Origin of the sequence: Kosakonia oryzendophytica (assembly GCF_900094925.1) — a bacterium.
Lineage (GTDB): Bacteria > Pseudomonadota > Gammaproteobacteria > Enterobacterales > Enterobacteriaceae > Kosakonia > Kosakonia oryzendophytica.
The window spans coordinates 48,714-71,141 of the sequence record NZ_FMAY01000012.1 but is presented as its reverse complement, the minus strand read 5'-3'; the positions used below and the strand labels follow the sequence as shown (position 1 = coordinate 71,141).

Here is a 22,428-nt window from a genome sequence, read left to right as displayed (position 1 = left end):
CTATTTGTTCGTCTTTCCGTCATAAAACGATCATCACCTGTCCTCTTAATGGTCGCCAGTTTAATGAAAAAACCGGATGACTTATGAACAGCGCATTGGCGGAAATTTCTGAAGACCACTATTCGTCTCTGCATCAACTCAACACGGTGCCGAAACAAAAAGTGCTAAGCGTAAGCCACTTACGCAAGTCCTATAACGCGCACCAGACCGTGTTGCACGACATCAGCTTTGATCTGCATCGCGGCGAGATGGTCGGGGTGATTGGTCGCTCGGGCGCAGGGAAATCAACCCTGCTGCACGTTCTGAACGGCACGCACAGCGCAACATCCGGTGAGATCAACAGCTTCCCGGAAGTGGGGACGCCGCGCGATGTTTCGCGCCTCAAAGGCCGCGCGCTTAATCAGTGGCGCAGCGAATGCGGGATGATTTTCCAGGACTTCTGTCTGGTGCCGCGCCTTGATGTGCTCACCAATGTGCTGCTGGGCCGTCTGAGCCAGACCTCGACGCTGAAATCCCTGTTTAAAGTGTTCACCGATGAAGATCGCGCCAGAGCCATTGCACTGCTGGAGTGGTTGAATATGTTGCCACATGCCCTCCAGCGCGCGGAAACCCTCTCCGGTGGTCAGATGCAACGCGTGGCGATTTGCCGGGCGCTGATCCAGAACCCGTCCATTTTGCTGGCAGACGAGCCGGTCGCGTCGCTGGATCCGAAAAACACGCAGCGCATCATGGGCGTGCTGCGCGAAGTGAGCGAACAAGGCATTAGCGTGATGGTAAACCTGCACTCCGTCGAGCTGGTAAAAGAGTACTGCACACGCGTGATTGGCGTTTCTCAAGGACGAATTGTTTTTGACGACCACCCTTCACGGCTGACGCAGGACGTTTTGCAGATCCTTTATGGCGATGAGATAAGCCAGTTGCATTAATTCTTCCCCTTCCAATGAGACAACACAGGCAATGACAATGAAAAAGCATATTTCAGGCGCATTACGTTTATCTGCATTGATGACAGGTCTGCTGCTGGCATGGCAGGCTTCGGCGGCGGAGCAGCCGAAAGAGTTGAATCTGGGGATCCTTGGCGGACAGAACGCCACCCAACAAATTGGCGACAACCAGTGCGTCAAAGAGTTTCTTGATAAAGAGCTCAGCGTGGACACCAAACTGCGCAACTCATCTGACTACTCCGGCGTGATCCAGGGTTTGCTGGGCGGTAAAGTCGACGTGGTGCTGAGCATGTCGCCTTCGTCTTACGCCTCGGTGTATATCAACAACCCGAAAGCGGTCGATATCGTCGGCATCGCCGTGGATGACAAAGACAAGTCTCGCGGTTATCACTCGGTCGTGATCGTTAAAGCCGACAGCCCGTACAAAAAACTGGAAGATCTGAAAGGGAAAGCCTTTGGCTTCGCCGATCCGGACTCCACCTCCGGTTATCTGATCCCGAACTATGAATTCAAACAGAAGTTCGGCGGCAACGCAGATAACAAATACAACAACTACTTCTCCAGCGTCACCTTCTCCGGCGGTCATGAGCAGGACATCCTCGGCGTGCTGAACGGTCAGTTCGCGGGGGCCGTTACCTGGACATCTATGGTCGGCGATTACAATTCCGGTTACAGCGTGGGCGCCTTTAACCGCCTGATCCGTATGGATCATCCGGACCTGATGAAACAAATCCGTATCATCTGGGAATCGCCGCTGATCCCGAATGGCCCGATCCTGGTCAGCAACAGCCTGCCGGCGGATTTCAAAGCCAAAGTCATTACGGCCATCAAAAAACTGGATACCGACAACCACGCCTGTTTCGTGAAAGCGATGGGCGGCACGCAGCATATCGGCCCGGGTAGCGTAGACGACTTTAAACAGATTATTGAGATGAAACGCGAGCTGGTTACCGCCCGTTAAGTTGCCGTCTCACGATATCGCAAGCCCCTGCGTAAAAACCAGGGGCTGTTATTCGATTGTCATACAGGACGCAATTGCAACGCATGAGCACGTCGAATACGCAGTTTGAACACTACTATCAGCAGGTCAGAATGCGCCAAAAGCGCGATACCGTGACCTGGTCATTACTGTTGCTGGTTCTCTATTTTGCGGCGGGCAGTGCAGCAGAATTTAATCTCGCCACCATCTGGCACTCGCTGCCCAATTTTCTCGATTACATGCTGGAAACCGTGCCCACGCTGCACTGGTCAGTGCTGTTTGCCGACAGCCATACCAAGGGTTCACTGGCCTACTGGGGGTATCGGCTGCCCATCCAGCTACCGCTGATCTGGGAGACCCTGCAACTGGCGCTGGCTGCCACGATCCTCTCCTTTGCCATCGCCGGTGTATTCGCCTTTCTGGCGGCGGGCAACACCTGGTCTCCGCCGGCAGTCCGCTTTGCGGTGCGCACGCTGGTGGCATTTCTGCGCACGATGCCGGAACTGGCGTGGGCGGTGATCTTTGTGATGGCCTTCGGCATCGGTGCCATTCCCGGTTTTCTGGCGCTGACGCTGCACACCATCGGTAGCCTGACCAAGCTGTTTTATGAAGCGGTGGAAAGCGCGCAAGACCGACCCGTGCGCGGGCTGGCGGCCTGCGGCGCAACGCATCTGCAGCGCATCCGCTTTGCCCTGTGGCCGCAAGTGAAACCGATTTTTCTCTCTTACGGTTTTATGCGCCTGGAGATCAACTTCCGCTCCTCCACCATTCTCGGTCTGGTGGGTGCCGGCGGCATCGGTCAGGAGCTGATGACCAACATCAAACTCGACCGTTATGATCAGGTCAGCATCACGCTGCTGCTCATTATCATTGTGGTGTCGCTGCTCGATACGCTCTCCGGCCGCTTGCGCCAGTGGGTACTGGAGGGGAAAAAATGACCAGAGTGCAAGCCGTTCCGAACGTCACATTAAGCCGCAAGCTGAACAAAAATCTGTTCCAGGCGCAGGGGCGCTATCTGCGTCGTCTTGCGCTTATCGCCCTGGCCGTTCTGCTCTATTACGGCTGGTTTTTTATGCAGTTTGGCATTCCTGTCGATCAGGCGCTCAGCGGCCTCCAGCAAATAGGACGCTACATTCTGCGCATGTTCGTCTGGCACGACTTCCTGAACTGGCCATTTGGCTACTACTTTACGCAGATCGGTGTCACCCTGGCGATTGTCTTCGCCGGGACCCTGACCGCCACAGTATTTGCTCTGCTGCTGTCGTTTCTTGCGGCGCGCAACATCATGAAAGGGGGAATTGCCGGAGCGATCGCCTTTTTCATGCGCCGCGTGTTCGACATCCTGCGCGGTATTGATATGGCAATATGGGGGTTGATTTTCGTACGCGCCGTCGGGCTGGGGCCGCTTGCCGGGGTACTGGCGATCATTATGCAGGACACCGGGTTGCTCGGGCGTCTGTATGCGGAAAGCCACGAAGCGGTGGATCGCTCACCGGGTCGCGGCTTAACCGCGGTAGGCGCTGGGGGCTTGCAAAAACACCGCTTCAGCACCTTTACCCAATCATTCCCAACATTTCTTGCCCTTAGCCTCTATCAGATCGAGTCCAATACCCGTTCGGCCGCGGTGCTGGGTTTTGTTGGTGCGGGCGGCATTGGTTTGATTTATGCCGAGAACATGCGGCTGTGGAACTGGGATGTGGTGATGTTTATCACCCTGATCCTGGTGGCGGTGGTGATGCTGATGGATACCGCGTCGGCCTGGCTGCGCCGACGCTATATCACCGGCAAACCGGTGCCGCTATTTAAGCCTGAGTAAGTTGCCAGTCAAGCACCGGCCAGTGGCGCAGCGCTCCGTGCGCTGCCAGCTTCTGGCAGGGGTTCACCAGGTAAACGTGGTCAGCACGTTCACACAGCGGCAAATCGTTAATCGAATCGGTGTAAAAGGTCAGCGGCCCGTCATATTGCGGGTGACGGGCGAGAAAGTTCTCCAGGCAGGTGATTTTCCCCTGCTGGTAACTGGGCGTTCCGTCAATGACGCCGGTGTAGCGCCCATTATCGGTTTTCACCTCAACGCCAATAGCGTGTTCAATGCCCAGCACCGGGGCGATAGCCTTCACCAGTAACCCCACGGATGCCGAGATGATCAGCATCGGTTGCTGCTGCGCCCGTAACCGGTTAATCAGCGCCAGCGCCTGCGGGTAGATGCGCGGCGCGATCTCTTTTTCAACGCACAGCGCGACCATGCGGTCCACCAGCGCTATCGGAATATCCGTCAATGGCGACAAGGTCAGCGCCACATACGCATGCAGATCCATTTCACCGCGCGCGTAATCCAGCATCATGCGCTCTTCCTGCAGCAGATAGTCCGGGTGGCTGGCAAAGCCTTCACGCACCAGGTAGCGGCTCCAGAGCGTGCTGCTGTCGCCGTGAATCAAGGTGTTATCAAGATCGAAAACAAAAAGCGGTTGCGACATATGCCCATCCATCTGGTTGATACACAGACGCTCCAGCATGCAGAAAAAAGATGACAGCTTAAAGATGTTACGCAGAAATCCAAGAACAAGATTGATTTGCTAAAACGGTTTAGTTAAATTTTAGCGATATTTTTTAGCGGGAGAATAGCATGTCAGCTCGAGTCTGGTGTCTGGGCGACGCCGTCGTGGATCTGCTGCCGGACGGGCCGGGACGCCTGATGCAATGTCCCGGCGGTGCGCCAGCAAATGTGGCGGTGGGAATAGCCCGATTACAGGGGAACAGCGGCTTTGTGGGCCGCGTGGGGGACGATCCGTTTGGCCGTTTTATGCAGCAAACGTTGGCGCATGAACAGGTCGACACTGCGTTTATGTCTGCCGACCTGGCGCAGCGCACCTCAACGGTGGTGGTGGCACTGGACAATGACGGTGAACGCTCCTTTACCTTTATGGTGCGGCCCAGCGCCGATCTGTTTCTGACCAGTCAAGATTTACCTGAATTTCAACGCGGAGAGTGGCTGCACTGCTGCTCTATCGCGCTGTCGGCCGAACCGTCGCGTAGCGCTGCGTTTACCGCCATGCAAAACATCCGTGCGGCGGGCGGGTTTGTCAGCTTTGATCCCAACATTCGTCACGACCTGTGGACTGACGACGAACAACTGCACCAATGTCTGCGCCAGGCGCTAACGCTGGCAGATGTAGTGAAGCTCTCGGAAGAGGAGCTGGCGTTTATCAGCGGTTCGCCACACCCCGGCACCAGCATGCAGACACTGGCGGAGCGCTATGGCATCAGCTTATTACTGGTCACTCAGGGCAAAGCGGGAGTACAAGCCTGGCACAGCGGTAAGCTTTACCACTATCCCACACTGCCGGTAGTGAGCGTCGACACCACCGGCGCAGGGGATGCCTTTGTCGCCGGTTTACTCTGGGGACTCGCAGAACACGGCCTGCCGGACAACGAACCGGCGCTGGCCGCACGCCTGGCCAGTGCGCAAATCTGTGGTGCGCTGGCAACCACTGCAAAAGGTGCCATGACCGCTCTGCCCTATCGTCACCAGCTTGAGGAACACGCCGCCTGATTTCGAGCAAGCTTGCCGCTTCGTTTTGCGAGCCGTCTCACATTCACTAAACCGGTTTAGCAAATTTCATTGCGCTGATAAATTGGGCGTGATTATGATTCAAAACCTAAACCGGTTTAGCAAAAAAATAACTTTGTGATGATGGCTCTTCCTTAGGGATGCAAAACGATGAAAAAAAGCACGCTCGCTGTAACCCTTGGTGTGATATTAAGTTCTGGCTCCGTCTGGGCCGCCGATAGCAGCACAAGCAGCATTGAAGCGCGCCTCGCGGCGCTGGAGCAGCGTTTGCAGGCAGCCGAACAACGCGCCAGCGCTGCCGAAACCCGCGCTCAGGCGGCGGAAAAACAGGCACAGCAACTGGCAGCCGCCCAGCAAAAAACACAAACCACCACCACTCAAGTGGAACAACGCACCGCGAAACTGGAGCAAAAATCCAGCGATGAAGGGGGCTTTGAGTTCCACGGTTATGCCCGTTCAGGCTTGCTGATGAACAGTTCCGCGGCCAAAACTCAGGGCGGCCCGACGGTAACGCCAGCAGGCGAAACCGGGGGGCACGTCGGGCGTCTGGGGAACGAACCGGACACCTATGTCGAAATGAACCTCGAACATAAACAGACGCTGGCTAACGGGGCAACCACACGCTTTAAGGTGATGCTTGCCGACGGGCAAAAAACCTATAACGACTGGACGGCCTCTTCCAGCGATCTCAACCTGCGTCAGGCATTCACTGAAATCGGTCATCTGCCCTCCTTTACCGGTGCGTTTAAAGACACCACCGTCTGGGCCGGTAAGCGTTTTGACCGCGATAACTTCGATATCCACTGGATCGACTCCGATGTGGTCTTCCTCGCCGGTACCGGCGCCGGGATCTACGACATGAAGTGGAGCGACGCAGCGCGCAGCAACCTGTCGATCTACGGCCGCACCTTCGGCGATATCGAAAACAGTGAAAACACCGCGCAGAACTACATTCTCTCGCTGAACAACTTCTATGGCCCGGTACAGTTGATGGTCAGCGGTATGCGCGCCAAAGATAACGATGACCGTCTGGATCTGGATGGCAATAAAGTGAAAGGCGATGCCGCCAACACCGGCGTACACGCCCTGCTTGGCCTGCATAACGACAGCTTCTACGGTCTGCGTGAAGGTTCCGCGAAAACCGCCTTGCTGTACGGTCATGGTCTGGGCGCGGAGGTGAAATCCATTGGTTCCGATGGCGCACTGTTGCCGGAAGCCAATACCTGGCGCCTGGCGAGCTACGGTATCACTCCGCTGGGTGGTGGCTGGCATATCGCGCCGGCAGTGCTTGCGCAGAGCAGCAAAGATCGTTATGTCAAAGGCGACAGCTACCAGTGGGCCACAGCAAACCTGCGCCTGATTCAGGGCATCACGGAAAACTTCGAGATGCAGTATGAAGGCAGCTATCAGTACATGGATTTACGCCCGGAAGGGTATAACAGCCGCAACGCGGTGAGCGGCAGTTTCTACAAACTCACCGTCGCACCGACGCTGAAAGCCAGCGATGTCGGCGAGTTCCTGAAACGTCCGGAAATTCGCCTCTTCGCCACCTGGATGGACTGGGATCATCGTCTGGATAAATACGCCAGCGATGATGCCTTTGGCAGCAACGGCTTCAAAGCCGGCGGTGAATGGAACTTCGGCGTACAAATGGAAACCTGGTTCTGATCGATCGGCCCCTGCGGGGGCCGCATCTTGCCAGGTTGATCCCACAAAAACGATAAGACAGAGGTTTTTATGGATTTTGCAGAAATTTCCCGGTCACTACTGCCGTTACTGGGAGGCAAAGACAACATTGCCAGCGCCGCGCACTGCGCCACACGCCTGCGTCTGGTGCTGGTGGAAGACGCCAAAGCCGATACCGCCGCCATCGGTAAAGTCGACGGGGTGAAAGGCTGTTTTCGCAACGCCGGGCAGCTACAGATTATCTTTGGCACCGGGGTGGTGAACAAAGTGTACGCGGCCTTTATTGCCGAAGCGGGGATCAGCGAAACCAGTAAGTCCGAAGCCGCCGATATCGCCGCGCGTAAACTGAACCCGTTCCAGCGTGTCGCCCGTTTGCTGTCGAATATTTTCGTGCCGATTATTCCGGCGATTGTCGCCTCGGGTCTGTTAATGGGCCTGCTGGGTATGGTGAAAACCTACGGCTGGGTCAATGCGGACAACGCTATCTATATCATGCTCGACATGTTCAGTTCGGCGGCGTTTATCATTCTGCCGATCCTGATTGGTTTTACCGCCGCTCGCGAGTTTGGTGGTAACCCCTATCTCGGCGCAACCCTCGGCGGCATTCTGACTCACCCGGCGCTGACCAATGCCTGGGGCGTGGCTGCAGGCTTCCACACCATGAACTTCTTCGGCATTGAAGTGGCAATGATCGGTTACCAGGGCACGGTCTTCCCGGTACTGCTGGCGGTGTGGTTTATGAGCGTTCTGGAGAAACAACTGCGCCGCGTGATCCCCGATGCGCTGGATCTGATCCTGACGCCGTTCCTGACGGTGATCATCTCCGGTTTTATCGCTATGCTGATCATCGGCCCGGCAGGGCGCGCGCTGGGCGACGGCATCTCCTTTGTGCTCAGCACATTGATCACCCATGCTGGCTGGCTGGCCGGATTGCTGTTTGGTGGGCTCTATTCCGTGATTGTCATCACCGGCGTACACCACAGTTTCCATGCCATTGAGGCGGGACTGCTGGGCAATCCGTCAATCGGCGTAAACTTCCTGCTGCCGATCTGGGCAATGGCAAACGTCGCGCAGGGCGGCGCGTGTCTGGCGGTCTGGTTTAAAACCAAAGACGCGAAGATTAAAGCGATCACGCTGCCGTCGGCGTTCTCGGCGTTGCTGGGAATTACGGAAGCGGCGATTTTCGGTATCAACCTGCGCTTTGTAAAACCGTTTATCGCCGCACTTATCGGCGGGGCTATCGGTGGCGCATGGGTGGTGTCAGTGCATGTCTATATGACCGCAGTGGGTCTGACCGGCATCCCGGGAATGGCGATTGTGCAGGCAAGCTCGCTGCTCAATTACGCCATTGGCATGGTTATCGCGTTCGGCGCCGCCTTTGTTATCTCGTACCTGCTGAAATACAAAACGGACTCTGAATAATGGCGTTAACAAACCTGCTGCCTGCATTATTGCAGGCAGTCATGAAAGGCCAGCCCAAAGCGCTAAAAGACAGCCACTACCCCGGCTGGCACCTCGCGCCGACCACCGGGCTGCTTAACGATCCAAACGGTTTTATCCATTTTGCCGGACGCTACCACCTGTTCTATCAGTGGAACGGACTGGGCTGCCAGCACCAGCATAAAGGCTGGGCGCACTGGAGTTCCGACGATTTGCTGCACTGGCAACATGAGCCTGTCGCCCTGTTGCCCGACCAGGAGTATGACCGCAGCGGTTGCTACTCCGGCAGCGCCGTGGATAACGGCGGCGTGCTGACGCTCTGCTACACCGGTAACGTGAAGTTCGATGACGGCACGCGCACCGCCTGGCAATGTCTGGCAGTGCAAAACAGTGAAGGCGGTTTCGACAAGCTCGGCCCGGCGATCCCTCTGCCGCACGGCTACACAGGCCATGTGCGCGACCCGAAAGTCTGGCGGCATGGCGAGTACTGGTACATGGTGCTGGGCGCACAGGATCTGCAATTACAGGGCAAAGTGTTGTTGTTACGTTCCGAAAATCTGTGGAACTGGCAAAACCTGGGTGAGATAGCCGGCAGCGGCCTCGGTGGTTTGGGGGCTGCGGGCTATATGTGGGAGTGCCCGGATATGTTTACCCTCGGTGGCAGTACATTCCTGATTTGCTGCCCGCAAGGTATCGCGCGGGAAGAAAAACGCTATCTCAATACCTACCCGAGCGCCTGGCTCGGCGGCCAGTTGGACTACACGAAGGCGCAATTCCACCACGGTGAATTTCACGAACTGGATGCCGGGTTTGAATTCTACGCCCCGCAAACCACGCTGACCGCCGACGGGCGTCGTCTGCTGGTCGGCTGGATGGGGGTGCCGGATGGCGAAGAGATGCGCCAGCCAACTGTTGCCAACGGCTGGATCCACCAGATGACCTGCTTGCGCGAACTGACCTCCCGTGATGGCAAATTGTACCAACAGCCCATTGTTGAGTTGCAGGCACTGCGCGGTGAAACCCGCACCTGGCAGGGTGCGGCCGATGCAATGCCCGTTCTGGATGTCCAACGTCTTGAGCTGATACTGGAGAGCGCCGGGGAAGTCACGCTGAATTTCGCCGATACGCTGATCCTGCAATGGCAAAACGATGAACTGCGTCTTGCACGTCGCAGCCTCGAAACGGGTGAGTGGCTCTACCGCTACTGGTGCGGTCAGGCGCGGAAATTGCAGATCCTCTGCGATCACTCCAGCATAGAGATTTTTATCAATGATGGCGAAGGCGTGATGAGTAGCCGCTACTTCCCGTCACATCCGGCGCAGTTAACGCTGACCGGTCGCGCAGAAGTGCGCGCGCACTACTGGTCGTTACGTTCTTGCATGGTAGAATAAGTGCTTGTTTCATTAACCGATGCAAAACCGTGAGAAAAACAAAACGCGTCACCATCAGCGATATCGCCGCGCTGGCAGGGGTTTCTAAAGCCACTGCCAGCCTGGTGCTTAACGGCCGCGGTAAAGAGTTGCGTGTGGCGCAGGAGACGCGCGAGCGCGTTCTGACTATCGCCCAGCAGCATCATTATCAACCCAGTATTCACGCCCGTCTGCTGCGTGAAAACCGCAGCCATACGCTGGGTCTGGTGGTGCCGGAAATCACCAACTACGGTTTCGCCGTTTTTTCTCACGAGCTGGAAAACCTGTGTCGCGAAGCGGGCCTGCAACTGCTGATCTCCTGCACGGACGAGAACGCCAGTCAGGAAACGGTGGTGGTGAACAACCTGGTGGCGCGACAGGTGGATGGACTGATTGTCGCCTCCAGCATGCAAAGCGACAGTGACTACCTGAAGCTGAGCGAACAACTTCCGGTGGTGCTGTTTGACCGCCATATCAATGACACCCGCCTACCGCTGGTGATCACCGATTCCCTGACGCCGACCGCCGAACTGGTTGAACATCTGGCGCGCGCCACTCCCGATGAAGTCTATTTCCTGGGCGGTCAGCCACGTCTGTCACCCACCAAAGACCGCCTTGCCGGGTTTATGCAGGGTCTGGAGCGAGCGGGTGTCACGCCGCGTCCGGAGTGGATCATTCACGGCAATTATCACCCAAGTAGCGGCTATGAGATGTTTGCCGCACTCTGCGCCAGACTGGGCCGACCGCCGAAAGCGCTGTTCACCGCCGCCTGCGGCCTGCTGGAAGGGGTGCTGCGCTATATGAGCCAGCACCACTTACTGGAGAGCGATATCCATATCGCCAGTTTTGACGATCACTATCTGTATGATTCCCTGTCGCTGCCGATTGATACGGTCGAACAGAATGTGCCGCGCCTGGCGCAGGACTGCTTCGATATCATCACGCAGATGATTGAAGGCAACGAGCCGGCGACGCCGCAGCGTATCCTGCCGGCAACGCTGCGCTGGCGTCACCCCTAACTCATCAGGTGTTAAACGGTATGCCCTTTAGCGGGTGCTGCGGCTCGCCTGGCGCCTGCAACGATCCGCAACTGTTTTGCTGCGGCGCGTGCTCCATCACGCTGCGAACGAACGCCAGTTCATCCTCAAAGGCCACATTTACTGTGCCATTGTGGGTAATGCCGGGGTAGGTCTTCCACTCAACCGGATTCCCGGCGGCGCACAATGCAGCAACGGCAGCGTACTGATGGTGCGGCGACAGCGTGTGATCGGCCAGCCCGGTTGCGGTAAATAGTGGTGCCGGGAACATCTTCAGCGGCATGTTGGTTACCGGGGTTAACGCGGCATTAACTGGCCCGTCCCCCCCGATAAACGCCTTCGCACCATCAATCTTCTCCTTGTGCTCATAGTGACCCAGTTCTTTCATACAGGCGGTTCTGGCAAGCACCAGCATCTTCGCCCCTTGCTCTGTCACCCATTTATCGGCCGCTGGCGCGCCGTCCGGTAGCGAGCCGCCAATCAATCGTAGCAGGGTAAAACGCGCCGGATCGCGGTGACCTGGCCGTGCATGACCCGGTTTTATCGGCCCTTCCGGAAACGTCGCCACCAGCCCGGTAGCAATCGTGGCGCGCAGTTTCAGCTCTGGCGCATAGTCTGGCGCAATGAGGCTGGCACCAAGAGAGGCCCCTGAACCTTGCGACTGCCCGGTGATCACCAGGTTATTAGCAATCTGTTGCGGATACGCCTGCAACACCGCACGCACGCTGTCGAGTACCGAGCGCCCCTCCGCTTCCCAGTTAAGATAAGGGTGAGGCCCAGGCCCCCCCAGGCCCTGGTAATCCGTGGCAACCACCACAAACCCCTGTTTCAACCACTGATTGATATAGTGCGCATCGCGCGGGGTCGGGTTCGTCCATGAAGGGGCGCAAGCATCGGCGACACCGAGTGTACCGTGCGCCCAGGCGATGATCGGCCAGCCTCCTTTCGGCGTCTCGCCTTGCGGAAACCAGAGCGTGCCACTCACCGGAACGCTGCCCGCATTCCAGCGTTTGTCCTGCGAGGTATAGAGAATGCGCTGGATCTTGCTGGCCTCGGTGATGTCCGGCTGGCGCGGTATAGGCTCTTCACGCAGCATCACTCCCGGGCGCTGGGGAAGCACGCTGTCCCAGATATAAAATGGCGACAGCGACTGATCGCCGACCGCAGGGCCTACGGGGAGCGCGTTACTCCAGGCGTTTGCGCCACTCGTCCAAAGGCTCATGGCAACAACCAGCGTGCAGAGGATATTTTTCATCGTCCGGTAAACCTTCACACTCATATTCAGTGAATAGCATCATGTTATGAGCAGTTAACGCAGGCGATTGTAATAATTCAAACAGAAAGTGTGAGTGTTTTATTCAGCAAACAGATCCGTTACGGAAAGCGGATATCGTTATTATATTCAAAAGGATAAAAACGATACTTCTCTCGCTGAGCGACAATATTACCTGGGGTTTTGTGAGGGTGTGGAGCGGTTGAGTCATCTCACCACCGCCATTCTATGTATTGTGCTTTTTATCTTGCGTGGCAGAAGCGGGTTTCTTTACTCAATACCCGACGTAGCTGTGCCTGTGAACTTCCGGTGATCGGCAAAAAAAGCACTACGTTGAATGTCCCCTCCCAACCCAGAGTTGAAAACAACGTAGTGCAAGGGCTTATTATTATGTTTTTATTATCAACGTTCCTTGTCTGCTCAACTGCCCCCTTTACACGGGAAGGGGCCGCATTTATCGCACTACCGCGAAACTATTTGCATGGAGATGTTGCTTTAATTTTCACATGCACAAAAAGACATTCAGATCCATCCGCTATCGGCGATGGTGGCTCAGGAGAGCGTTTTTATATGAATATCTAATTTATTAATCTTTTGTTCGTAAAGCCCCTGACTGAATGCGACAATAAAACGAATGGTGTCATCATCAACAACCATAAAGTCGACATCCACCTCACCTTCCGGAACCATGTTCGATATTTTCTCTTTAATATCAACCGCAATTTTCTCGAAAACTTCCATCATCAATCTCACTTCATCATGACATTTATATTAGGCCACTTTATTATCTTGCTAAGATTCACCTGATGCACTAAACAGTAAAATAACCACCTTTACGGGGCAGCAACCCTATCATAGCCAAAACATCCCACTCAACAAAAAAACCATATAAATAACAGCTGATATATATGCATTTCCTATTGAAATGCTTGAGTGAAATCAATAAATTGAAAAAAACAATATAACGTAAGTCCAACCTATTCACAGAGCACACATAAAATTAATCAATTCATTGAAAAACAATAACAAAATCAAATCGCCATTATTAAACACCGATCACAGATTGAATAAAGACCCCATAAAAAAGGTACTCATTCGATATTAATAGATGAATACTACACCGCTAATTTTTTTGTCTGATCCCAGGGGAAAGAAAATGAGGGTTAGAGATCTTGAGTATCTGTACGCGCTCGCGCGATACAAACATTTTCAAAAAGCGGCTGATGCTTGCAATGTTTCGCAACCGACGCTGAGCGCCCAGGTACGCAAACTTGAAAGCGATCTGGGAATAACATTAATTAATCGTCAGGTGCGTGGCGTTAAGTTTACAGCGCAGGGTATAGAAGCTTTGTCGCAGATAGAGGTCATTTTGTCAGAAGTGAAAAGCCTTAAACATATGGCGGAAGAATCCAAGAAATATCCATCGGGGGTATTAAATATCGGCTCAGTGCCCACCCTTGCTCCCTACATTTTTGGCGATATCGAAATGATTTGCCGGGAGCGATTTCCAAAAACTGAGTTCAAATTTCATGAAGCCAGCAAAGAAAAGCTGGTTGCCTTGCTCGACCATGATATTATTCAGGTCGCGATTATTACTTCGCCGATTAATAATAACGACGTGGTTGAATTTCCCGTATTTGAAGAGCCTTACGTCATTGGCCTGAGCACCAAACACCCCTCGGTGAGTCACGATAAATTCAAACTTCCGTTGCCCCGGAATGAAAAAATTATGATTACCGAGTCGCTGTTTGCCGAAACGCTGGATGATACCTTTGCCCAAACGGTTCTGAATGCCACCAAAATCATGCCCAACACTCTGGAAACTGCACGCTATATCGTGACGCACTCACAAAATGTTTCGTTTTTTCCGTTGTTGTCGTCCATTGATGAAAAAGTGAAGAATATCCGCTATCTGCGAACACACCCTGAGGAGCTTCGCAGGCGTGTCGTGTTGATTTGTCGCCGGGGCGATCCCTTCAGAAGACGGTTTGAGCAGCTTCGGGAAGACCTCTCCGCGGCGTTTTCCCGAAAAATCACTGGCCATCTGCAATAACCCCAGCAGCCAGGCGTTGCGTCGGTCTCATTCCTATCGATTAGTCTCATCCCGGTTATTCACAAGGATTGCCGACATGAGGCTATTCCTGCGCGGTTCCCCGCTTGCATCCTGCTGCCTTTTATTTTAGATTAATCTAAATTTAGAAAAACCTAAATAAAGCGACTGACATGGATATTCTTCAATTACAGGCGCAAGCCGAACAAGCATCCGGGCTGCTGAAATCGATGAGCAACCCTCACCGGTTGCTGATTCTGTGCATGCTGATCGATGCGCCGGGAACGTCAGCGGGCGAATTAAGTACGGCAACCGGCCTTAGCCCTTCGGCGACATCCCAGCATCTGACGAGGATGAAAGAAGAAGGATTAATCACCAGCCAACGCCAGGCGCAGCGGGTTAATTACTTCATTCAGGATCCAACGGTCAGTAAAATCATTAACACACTCAAGGGCATTTACTGCCCGGAGGTATAAATATGCGTTACACCCAGGTCACCCCCGAGCAGGCGAGCAAATTGCAGCAAAGCGGCGCGCTGCTGGTTGATATTCGTCAGTCCGATGAGTTTCGCCGCGAGCACATCCCTGATGCTGTCTCACTGCCGCTGGATACCCTGATCGCCGGTAAAAACGGGGCGCTCGCTTCCCCCCAGCAAACCGTGATCTTTCATTGCCAGTCCGGCATGCGCACACAGCAAAACATCGATGCGCTGATCCAGGCCGCCGCCCCTGCGCAGGTCGCGATCCTGGAAGGCGGGCTGAATAACTGGAAGCAATCAAAGCTGCCGACAGTGCAGGATAAACGTCAGCCACGCCCGTTAATGCAGCAGGTGCAAATCGTTGCCGGTACGCTGATCCTTAGCGGTGTCGTACTGGGCTATGCGGTTAATCCGGGATTTTTTCTGCTGTCGGGCTTTGTCGGCGCAGGTCTGTTGTTCGCCGGGCTAAGTGGCTGGTGCGGTATGGCGCTGCTGCTGGCGAAAATGCCCTGGAATCGGGCGCACTCATAGCGCCGCCAGATTACTCTCCTATGACAACCTCAACCCCAAATGGCAAAAGCAGGTGCCCTGTGGGAAACAGGACGCCGCATCCCGGCTTTTTTCAAACAGCGGGCTGCACATTTCGGGAACAACCTGGTGTTCTGCCGAATATCCTCTGGGTCAAATGAGTGATATATTTCAGACCATCATCCAAGGAGACGCCATGGCGGAATTTGATTCACTTGCGCTACATCAGTTGGTGCAGGCAGAGAGTGACCAACAGCGACAGCAGGAACGCGATCGGGCATTACTGGACCAGGTACTGGAAATTTACGGCCAAAAGTGTGTGGCGGAACAGCTTAAAAAAGCAGGTAAACGGGAATGGAGCCGGGAGTCCCTTAATCGCTGGGTAAATGGCAAAGGTGCGCCAAAAATCCTGACCGTAGCCGAAGAGACGCTGCTGCGCGGGTTGCTCCCCTCCCCACCAGCACATCATCCCCATTATCGCTTCCGATTTATCGATCTCTTCGCCGGTATCGGCGGCATTCGCAGCGGTTTTGAAGCCATTGGCGGGCAATGTGTGTTTACCAGCGAATGGAATAAAAACGCCGTGCGGACTTACAAGGCCAACTGGTACAACGACAGCGTCACACACACCTTTAACCAGGATATCCGCGAAGTGACGCTCAGTGGCAACCCGGCGATTTCCGAAACTGACGCCTATGCGCATATCTGCCAGCAGATCCCCGAGCATGATGTATTGCTGGCGGGTTTCCCTTGCCAGCCATTCAGCCTGGCCGGCGTCAGCAAAAAGAATGCCATGGGTCGCGCTCATGGGTTTGAGTGTGAAGCGCAGGGCACGCTGTTTTTTGATGTTGCACGTATTATTAAAGCCCGACGTCCGGCGATTTTTGTGCTGGAAAATGTCAAAAATCTGAAGAGTCACGACAAAGGAAAAACCTTTAGCGTAATCATGAACACGCTGGACGAATTGGGTTACGACGTTGCAGATGCCGGTATCAATGGCAAGGATGATCCGAAAATTATCGACGGTAAGCATTTTCTGCCCCAGCATCGTGAACGCATAGTACTGGTCGGTTTCCGCCGCGATTTACACCTTAGCGAAGGCTTTACCCTGCGCGACATCGATCGCTTTTACCCTTCACAGCGCCCGACATTTGGCCAGCTACTGGAGCCAACGGTCGACAGCAAATATGTGTTGTCGCACAAGCTTTGGGATTATCTCTATCGCTATGCAAAAAAGCATGCCGCAAAGGGCAATGGCTTTGGCTTCGGGCTTGTCGATCCTACTTGCGAAAACAGCATTGCCCGCACCCTGTCGGCGCGCTATCACAAAGATGGTTCTGAAATTCTGGTGGATCGCGGCTGGGATAAAGCGTTGGGCGAAGCGGATTTCAACCATGCGGAAAACCAGGCCCGCCGCCCGCGCCGCCTGACGCCACACGAATGCGCCCGTTTAATGGGCTTTGAGAAACCCGGCGATAAACCGTTTCGTATTCCGGTTTCCGACACACAAGCCTACCGCCAGTTTGGCAACTCGGTGGTCGTGCCGGTATTTGCCGCGGTGGCAAAACTGCTGGAGCCGCGCATTGCTATGGCGGTTAAACTGCGCAACAAAAAGTGAGCCACTTCCCGGTGTGTGACGCACCGGGCACTTACTTAAGTCTTAATTAAGTGTTTAAAAAGCGATCATAAAGTTAATTTATGCCAGGTCGATAACCATTGAGCAATCCCGACTCTCTCACGGACTATGGCCATGCTCAAAAATATACGGGTTATTACCGGCATCATTATCGCGCTTTCGGTATTTTGTCTTCTTCAGTTCGTCACCGGGGGGTTGTTCTACTCGGCAGTCAATAACGACAGAGTGAACTTCCAGAACACCGGCGTACTGAACGCGCAGCAAGAAAACCTTGGCGACAGCGTCAATACGCTGATCAAAACACGCGTCACCGTTACCCGCGTGGCAATCCGCTTCTTGAAAAACCAGCGCGATCCCGCCTCGCTTGCCAGTATCGAAAAGCTCCTGACCACCGCAACCGAGTCGCTCGGCAAGGCTGAAGGTTATTTCAACAATTACAAAAGTATGCCGCGCGTTGCAGGTCAGGATACAGCATTAGCGGACGACATAGCGCAGAAAATCACCAAAATGCACGATGTGCTGCAACAATCAATCACCTTCCTGCGGGCGAACAATTACGAAGCTTACGGCAACCTGGACGCACAACAAGCTCAGGACGATATGGACGCCAGCTATGCCAAATGGCGCACGGAGAACAATACCTTCCTGCAAGCCGCCGCTCAGGAGAATCAGAGCAGCTTCACCAGTATGCAATGGACGCTGGGCGTGATTTTTCTGGTTGTGATTGCGGTGCTGATTGTTATCTGGCTGGGTCTGCAACATCTGTTGCTGCAGCCGTTGCATAGCGTGATGGCGCATATTCGCGCGATCGCCAGCGGCGATCTGACGCAACCCATCTCTGCTGAGGGGCGTAACGAAATGAGTCAGCTGGCGGCTGGTTTGCACGAAATGCAATCTTCGCTGGTGCAAACCGTGAGTGCCGTGCGAAACAGCTCCGACTCGATTTACACCGGCGCGAGCGAAATTTCCACCGGTAACAACGATCTCTCTTCACGTACCGAACAGCAGGCCGCCTCGCTGGAAGAGACCGCCGCCAGCATGGAGCAACTGACCGCAACGGTGAAACAGAACACCGACAACGCCCGTCAGGCTTCGCAACTGGCGAAGAACGCCTCAGATACGGCTGCGCGCGGTGGTCAGGTCGTGAGCAACGTTGTACGCACGATGAGCGAAATCTCAGACAGTTCGCAGCAAATCGCCCACATTACCAGCGTGATTGACGGCATCGCTTTCCAGACCAATATCCTGGCGCTCAACGCCGCGGTTGAAGCCGCCCGCGCGGGTGAACAGGGTCGCGGTTTTGCCGTGGTGGCCGGGGAAGTGCGCACGCTTGCCAGCCGCAGTGCTCAGGCAGCGAAAGAGATCAAGACGCTGATTGAAAACTCCGTAAACCGGGTCAATTCCGGTACCACTCAGGTGGCTGAAGCCGGTGATACGATGAAAGAGATCGTCACCGCCGTAACGCGGGTGACGGATATTATGGGGGAAATCGCGTCTGCCTCTGAAGAACAGAGCAAGGGTATTGAGCAGGTGAGCCTCGCCGTTTCGCAGATGGATAGCGTTACCCAACAGAACGCCTCGTTGGTGCAGGAATCCGCTGCGGCTTCTGCTGCGCTGGAAGAACAAGCAGAGCAGTTGCGTCAGGCAGTGGCGGTGTTCCGCGTCAATGGCCACACGACGCAGTCAGGTACGAAGCCGGGTAAACCACAATCCACACCGTTACGCCCGGCAGCCGCCTCTGCGCCAACCACCAGCGAAAGCAACTGGGAAACCTTCTGATACCGTCTCCCGTAGAACCGGCGCGATACTGTTTTTCGCGCCGGTAACATAACAGTCCTCTCCCGCATCAGGCGGGGAAGAGGACTCACGCTACGGAATTAAGATTATCGACAAAGTGCTGCCACTGCTGCTGTAGCGCGCTGATATGCTGCTTTTCGATCTCACTAATGTAAGGTAACGAGCGACTTTCGCTCACCCGGTTATTCAGCCGTGAAAACCAGACATCGCTCTCTTTGTTACTGGCAGTCAGTTGCAGCATCTCGTTACGTACCGTCTGCGAAGAGTGCGTACCTTCACTCAGTTGATCGATCGCATCCTGATGGTGCTTCGCCTGTTCCTCATCCCCCAAACTTTGCGCCAGTTTGCTTGCCTGCGAGAGCACAACACGGGTCATCTGATCCGCCTGCTCGGCTTTTTCGCTGATATAACTGGCAACAAAGTCGCTGGCCTGCTGCTGATAATCCGCAGAGACGAACTGCTCCACCACTTTGTTGAGCTTAGCCTGCATCAATGCCAGATCCATCGCATTAGTGGTGTAGTCGCCATTGACCTCCGGCGACGTCATCGCCTGATGCAGCGCGCTGGCCATGTCATCCGCCGCCATGGTGGAATGCTGGAAAAAGCCGATAAATCGCACAGCGTCGTTGGCCGTTGCCGGGTCACCATAAAATTCACTGGCAAGGCTTGGACCACCGCGGGTGACCGCTGCCATGTTGGCTTTGCGGACTTCCGCCATGGCGCGGGCGTTCTTTTCACTCTCTTCTTTGGTCAACGGCGGATGGCCTTCCATCCCGCGTGCGAGCGCCGCTTCAGAAAGGCTCACCGCAACCGAACTTTCCGTGACAATCTCTTTTCCCGCAAACATACGGGTCCTGGACTGATGCGTAGCAGGCTCTGTCTGCGGACCGGTGGAGGCACCAACATCCTTAATGCTCATCTCTTCTCCTTAGAATCATTGCCAAATGTTTCATTTATCGTCTGAATGATAAATACCTTTACGTTTTTGCTCAGATTTGGCGAAGAACAGTACGAGTTAGCCATTTAATCATGCTGGTTTTATTATGGGCGAAGCATCGCCCATGGCGTGTTTAATCGCGGGTTTGTACCCAAAACGCGTGGATCAGGCCCGGAATGTAACCCAACAGCGTTAACAGGATATTGAGGATAAATGCCCAGCCCAGCCCCTTACCAAGCAGTACGCCCAGCGGCGGAAGAATAATCGTAAAGACAATGCGCCAGAAACCCATATAGCCCCCTACAAATAAATGACAGCTTATTGAAAAAAAGACACTTTCTCTTCAAGAGTAGCCACTGCGCCTGTGGTTGCCACTTCCCCCCTGCGCTTTTACCCTGTTTTACTTTTCCCACATCAGTGGCTGTCGCGTTCCGCTGTACCGCAAGCAGGCGACAGGCTATGGTTACTGACACAAACCAATGATAAAGGAGCGATGTATGTTTTCTGTCGGCGATATTGTGCAACCGCGCATTGGCGGTCCCAAACTGAAAGTGCTGGAAGTCCATCAGGATCAACTCGTTGCGGTGCCAGCCCACGATGAACAAGCGGACAAAATTACGCTGAAAGCCGAGGATGTCTCTCTGTACAAAGAAGACGGCGATTTCGGCGTTTGCTGATCGTTGGCGGTGAGGTTAGCTCACCGCCATACCGTTATATATATGCAAAAAATGAGCATAAATAACCATTTGAGTTATTAGCATTAAACGCTGCAAACTTGCCTTTATCAGCATAAAAAATGCTGTTGATTGTTTTACATACTCTGCAAAAGCACAGTGCGCTGAAAACCCCGCTTTGCTCCCCGACCTGAACGCTGCATTATTCTTCAATTTAAATATAAGCGTTTGATATACATTACTTTTTAAAAGCCATCCAACTAAAATAATGAAATGCGCAAAAAACAGACAATGGCAGAGCACTTTATCCAATAAACGGAAAATAATAAAAATTAATCTCTAGTTGTTAGTTTATATCCAGACATATAATCTATCCGCATTAAATCAGGCACTTCAAAACGCTAAACACTCTCACTGTTCGTTTTTTTATTGAGTATCAAGGAGCTCGATCATGTTCTCTTCGCAGTCCCGCCTGCGTCACGCCGCAGCAGACACCTTTGCTATGGTTGTCTATTGCTCGGTAGTGAACATGTTGATTGAAATTTTCCTCTCAGGAATGAGCTTTGAACAGTCACTTTCCTCTCGTCTGGTCGCCATCCCGGTCAACATTATTATTGCCTGGCCTTATGGCTTGTACCGCGATCTGTTTATGCGTTATGCCCGCCGCATTAGCCCCGCGGGTTGGATGAAAAATCTGGCGGATGTGCTGGCCTATGTCACGTTCCAGTCACCGGTGTATGTGGCGATTCTGTGGTCGGTCGGGGCAGACTGGCACCAGATTGTGGCTGCGGTGAGCTCCAATATCGTGCTGTCAATGATGATGGGCGCCGTGTACGGCTACTTCCTGGATTACTGCCGCCGCCTGTTCCGCGTCAGTAACTACCATCAGGCCAAAGCCTGATGGCGGGTAGCTGGTGAAAACCGGCTACCGCTTAATGCTGTTGCTCGCCAAATAATCCTTTCAGAAAACGTTCCAGCGCCATGCGCGAGCTAAAGCCGTGTGGAATGCCGTAATGTTCCTGCGCATCGCCGCCCAGATAAAGCGGGAAATTCTGGTAGTGATCGCACATTTTGATGTCCGAGGCGGGTTCCGCAAGCGACAAACTACGTTCTTTGAGTGTGGGATGGATAACCAGCGCCGTTCGTCCCATGCGCGCTTCACGGTTCACATACACATAATTATCGCCACGCCGGTAACCATAGGTTTTCGTCGTCGCCACATCCATCGTAAATCCCACATTTTCCAGCACGCGCGCCACTTCATCGGGTCTTAAATACATAGATTTTCCTCGTCATCTTTCTACAGCCTCGCCACCTTACATGACTGAGCATTGGCAACGCTTTCAGAAAAGTCCACAAACGGACGTGAAAGGCGTGATTGCCGTCTGGCCTTAAAATTTATGGTCTAAACTAAAATTCACATCAAAAACGAGGGAGGATCCTATGTTTAACAGACCGAATCGCCGTGATGTAGATGAAGGTGTTGAGGAGATCAACAACGACGTCAGCCAGTTGGCCGACAGTCTGGAAGAGGTGCTGAAGTCCTGGGGCAGCGATGCGAAAGACGAAGCCGATGCGGCGCGTCGCAAGGCGCAGGCTTTGCTGAAAGAGACCCGCGCGCGTCTGCATGGCCGCAACCGCGTACAGCAAGCAGCACGTGATGTCGTGGGGTGTGCTGATACCTTTGTGAAAGATAAACCCTGGTGCAGCGTTGGCGCTGCCGCTGCGGTGGGCATCTTTGTCGGTGCGCTACTCAGTTTGCGCCGTTAAACGCTCTGGCTCACCGCTGACCCCTGCCTGGTTTCATCGCCCGCAGGGGTTTTTATTTTCCGCTATGCCCACCATAACCTGCTCTAAAACCGGTACAAATTCCCCTTACCCATTATGCTTATCCTTCGGGCAAAGCCTATGTAATTTTACTATATATTGTGTGGTTGCATCTTTTAATAACTACATCTAGTATTCCTTTCAGTGACAAACACACGACATGAC

Annotated in this window: 23 protein-coding genes; 17 read left to right on the top strand and 6 right to left on the bottom strand. The window is 54.1% G+C overall.

The window, feature by feature from the left end; genetic code table 11:
- Positions 1 to 83 precede the first annotated feature (83 nt).
- From phnC to phnE (GA0061071_RS18380), 4 genes are all read left to right on the top strand, one after another.
- Entirely contained in the window at positions 84 to 926 is an 843-nt protein-coding gene (phnC, locus tag GA0061071_RS18395; RefSeq protein WP_061493501.1) for a phosphonate ABC transporter ATP-binding protein, read from the top strand.
- A 37-nt stretch (positions 927 to 963) separates the two neighbouring features.
- Positions 964 to 1,905, top strand: a complete 942-nt coding sequence (gene phnD, locus GA0061071_RS18390) for a phosphonate ABC transporter substrate-binding protein (protein ID WP_061493500.1) — start codon at positions 964 to 966, stop codon at positions 1,903 to 1,905.
- A gap of 83 nt (positions 1,906 to 1,988) precedes the next feature.
- On the top strand, positions 1,989 to 2,861 hold the full coding sequence (gene phnE, locus GA0061071_RS18385) for a phosphonate ABC transporter, permease protein PhnE (protein WP_088236645.1): 873 nt from the start codon (positions 1,989 to 1,991) through the stop codon (positions 2,859 to 2,861).
- Positions 2,858 to 3,739, top strand: coding sequence for a phosphonate ABC transporter, permease protein PhnE (phnE, locus tag GA0061071_RS18380; protein ID WP_088236644.1), 882 nt, complete (start codon positions 2,858 to 2,860; stop codon positions 3,737 to 3,739). The genes phnE (GA0061071_RS18385) and phnE (GA0061071_RS18380) overlap by 4 nt, the downstream gene beginning before the upstream one ends.
- On the opposite strand, the gene GA0061071_RS18375 is transcribed toward phnE (GA0061071_RS18380), so the two are convergent.
- Positions 3,726 to 4,397 (bottom strand): HAD family hydrolase, encoded by a 672-nt coding sequence (locus GA0061071_RS18375; protein ID WP_088236643.1) that lies wholly within the window; start codon positions 4,395 to 4,397, stop codon positions 3,726 to 3,728. The genes phnE (GA0061071_RS18380) and GA0061071_RS18375 overlap by 14 nt on opposite strands.
- Before the next feature lie 149 nt (positions 4,398 to 4,546).
- Here GA0061071_RS18375 and GA0061071_RS18370 point away from each other — a divergent pair, with 149 nt between their 5' ends.
- From GA0061071_RS18370 to GA0061071_RS18350, 5 genes are all read left to right on the top strand, one after another.
- Positions 4,547 to 5,473 carry an aminoimidazole riboside kinase gene (locus GA0061071_RS18370; protein WP_088236642.1) on the top strand — a complete coding sequence of 309 codons (927 nt, stop codon included), beginning with the start codon at positions 4,547 to 4,549 and terminating at the stop codon, positions 5,471 to 5,473.
- Positions 5,474 to 5,641: 168 nt separating this feature from the next.
- Positions 5,642 to 7,159 (top strand): carbohydrate porin, encoded by a 1,518-nt coding sequence (locus GA0061071_RS18365; RefSeq protein WP_061493495.1) that lies wholly within the window; start codon positions 5,642 to 5,644, stop codon positions 7,157 to 7,159.
- A gap of 69 nt (positions 7,160 to 7,228) precedes the next feature.
- Positions 7,229 to 8,599 carry a sucrose-specific PTS transporter subunit IIBC gene (locus GA0061071_RS18360; RefSeq protein ID WP_061493494.1) on the top strand — a complete coding sequence of 457 codons (1,371 nt, stop codon included), beginning with the start codon at positions 7,229 to 7,231 and terminating at the stop codon, positions 8,597 to 8,599.
- Positions 8,599 to 10,008 (top strand): sucrose-6-phosphate hydrolase, encoded by a 1,410-nt coding sequence (locus GA0061071_RS18355; RefSeq protein WP_088236641.1) that lies wholly within the window; start codon positions 8,599 to 8,601, stop codon positions 10,006 to 10,008. The genes GA0061071_RS18360 and GA0061071_RS18355 overlap by 1 nt, the downstream gene beginning before the upstream one ends.
- Positions 10,009 to 10,037: 29 nt before the next feature.
- The gene (locus GA0061071_RS18350; RefSeq protein ID WP_061493492.1) at positions 10,038 to 11,045 is read left to right on the top strand and encodes a substrate-binding domain-containing protein; all 1,008 of its coding nucleotides are present in this window, start codon (positions 10,038 to 10,040) and stop codon (positions 11,043 to 11,045) included.
- A gap of 4 nt (positions 11,046 to 11,049) precedes the next feature.
- On the opposite strand, the gene GA0061071_RS18345 is transcribed toward GA0061071_RS18350, so the two are convergent.
- Positions 11,050 to 12,318, bottom strand: coding sequence for a lipase family protein (locus tag GA0061071_RS18345; RefSeq protein WP_088236640.1), 1,269 nt, complete (start codon positions 12,316 to 12,318; stop codon positions 11,050 to 11,052).
- A 570-nt stretch (positions 12,319 to 12,888) separates the two neighbouring features.
- Entirely contained in the window at positions 12,889 to 13,080 is a 192-nt protein-coding gene (locus GA0061071_RS18340) for a hypothetical protein (protein ID WP_061493491.1), read from the bottom strand.
- Positions 13,081 to 13,492: 412 nt separating this feature from the next.
- Here GA0061071_RS18340 and GA0061071_RS18335 point away from each other — a divergent pair, with 412 nt between their 5' ends.
- The 5 genes from GA0061071_RS18335 (at position 13,493) to tcp (ending at position 18,807) form a co-directional block, all read left to right on the top strand.
- Entirely contained in the window at positions 13,493 to 14,389 is an 897-nt protein-coding gene (locus GA0061071_RS18335; protein ID WP_061493490.1) for a LysR substrate-binding domain-containing protein, read from the top strand.
- 170 nt (positions 14,390 to 14,559) lie between these two features.
- Positions 14,560 to 14,862 (top strand): ArsR/SmtB family transcription factor, encoded by a 303-nt coding sequence (locus GA0061071_RS18330; protein WP_088236639.1) that lies wholly within the window; start codon positions 14,560 to 14,562, stop codon positions 14,860 to 14,862.
- Positions 14,863 to 14,864: 2 nt separating this feature from the next.
- Positions 14,865 to 15,395, top strand: coding sequence for a rhodanese family protein (locus tag GA0061071_RS18325; RefSeq protein ID WP_088236638.1), 531 nt, complete (start codon positions 14,865 to 14,867; stop codon positions 15,393 to 15,395).
- A 193-nt stretch (positions 15,396 to 15,588) separates the two neighbouring features.
- Positions 15,589 to 17,010: a DNA cytosine methyltransferase gene (locus GA0061071_RS18320; RefSeq protein WP_061493487.1), complete on the top strand. Its 1,422-nt coding sequence runs from the start codon at positions 15,589 to 15,591 to the stop codon at positions 17,008 to 17,010.
- Between the two features lie 132 nt (positions 17,011 to 17,142).
- Positions 17,143 to 18,807 (top strand): methyl-accepting chemotaxis citrate transducer, encoded by a 1,665-nt coding sequence (tcp, locus tag GA0061071_RS18315; protein WP_088236637.1) that lies wholly within the window; start codon positions 17,143 to 17,145, stop codon positions 18,805 to 18,807.
- A gap of 85 nt (positions 18,808 to 18,892) precedes the next feature.
- Here the strand turns inward: tcp and GA0061071_RS18310 are convergent, their stop codons facing one another.
- Complete coding sequence (locus GA0061071_RS18310; protein WP_245191447.1) at positions 18,893 to 19,744, bottom strand: hypothetical protein; 852 nt, start codon at positions 19,742 to 19,744, stop codon at positions 18,893 to 18,895.
- Between the two features lie 151 nt (positions 19,745 to 19,895).
- A complete protein-coding gene (locus GA0061071_RS18305; RefSeq protein ID WP_071889874.1) occupies positions 19,896 to 20,054 on the bottom strand; it encodes a YqaE/Pmp3 family membrane protein in 159 nt (52 codons plus the stop codon).
- A gap of 205 nt (positions 20,055 to 20,259) precedes the next feature.
- Between GA0061071_RS18305 and GA0061071_RS18300 the strand changes: the two genes are divergently transcribed.
- Positions 20,260 to 20,439 (top strand): hypothetical protein, encoded by a 180-nt coding sequence (locus tag GA0061071_RS18300; protein WP_061493484.1) that lies wholly within the window; start codon positions 20,260 to 20,262, stop codon positions 20,437 to 20,439.
- A gap of 448 nt (positions 20,440 to 20,887) precedes the next feature.
- A complete protein-coding gene (gene alaE, locus GA0061071_RS18295; RefSeq protein WP_061493483.1) occupies positions 20,888 to 21,337 on the top strand; it encodes an L-alanine exporter AlaE in 450 nt (149 codons plus the stop codon).
- A 31-nt stretch (positions 21,338 to 21,368) separates the two neighbouring features.
- Here alaE and GA0061071_RS18290 read toward each other — a convergent pair whose 3' ends face one another.
- Positions 21,369 to 21,716, bottom strand: coding sequence for a DUF2002 family protein (locus GA0061071_RS18290; protein ID WP_061493482.1), 348 nt, complete (start codon positions 21,714 to 21,716; stop codon positions 21,369 to 21,371).
- 163 nt (positions 21,717 to 21,879) lie between these two features.
- Between GA0061071_RS18290 and GA0061071_RS18285 the strand changes: the two genes are divergently transcribed.
- Entirely contained in the window at positions 21,880 to 22,206 is a 327-nt protein-coding gene (locus tag GA0061071_RS18285) for an ElaB/YgaM/YqjD family protein (RefSeq protein WP_061493481.1), read from the top strand.
- Positions 22,207 to 22,428: the final 222 nt, after the last annotated feature.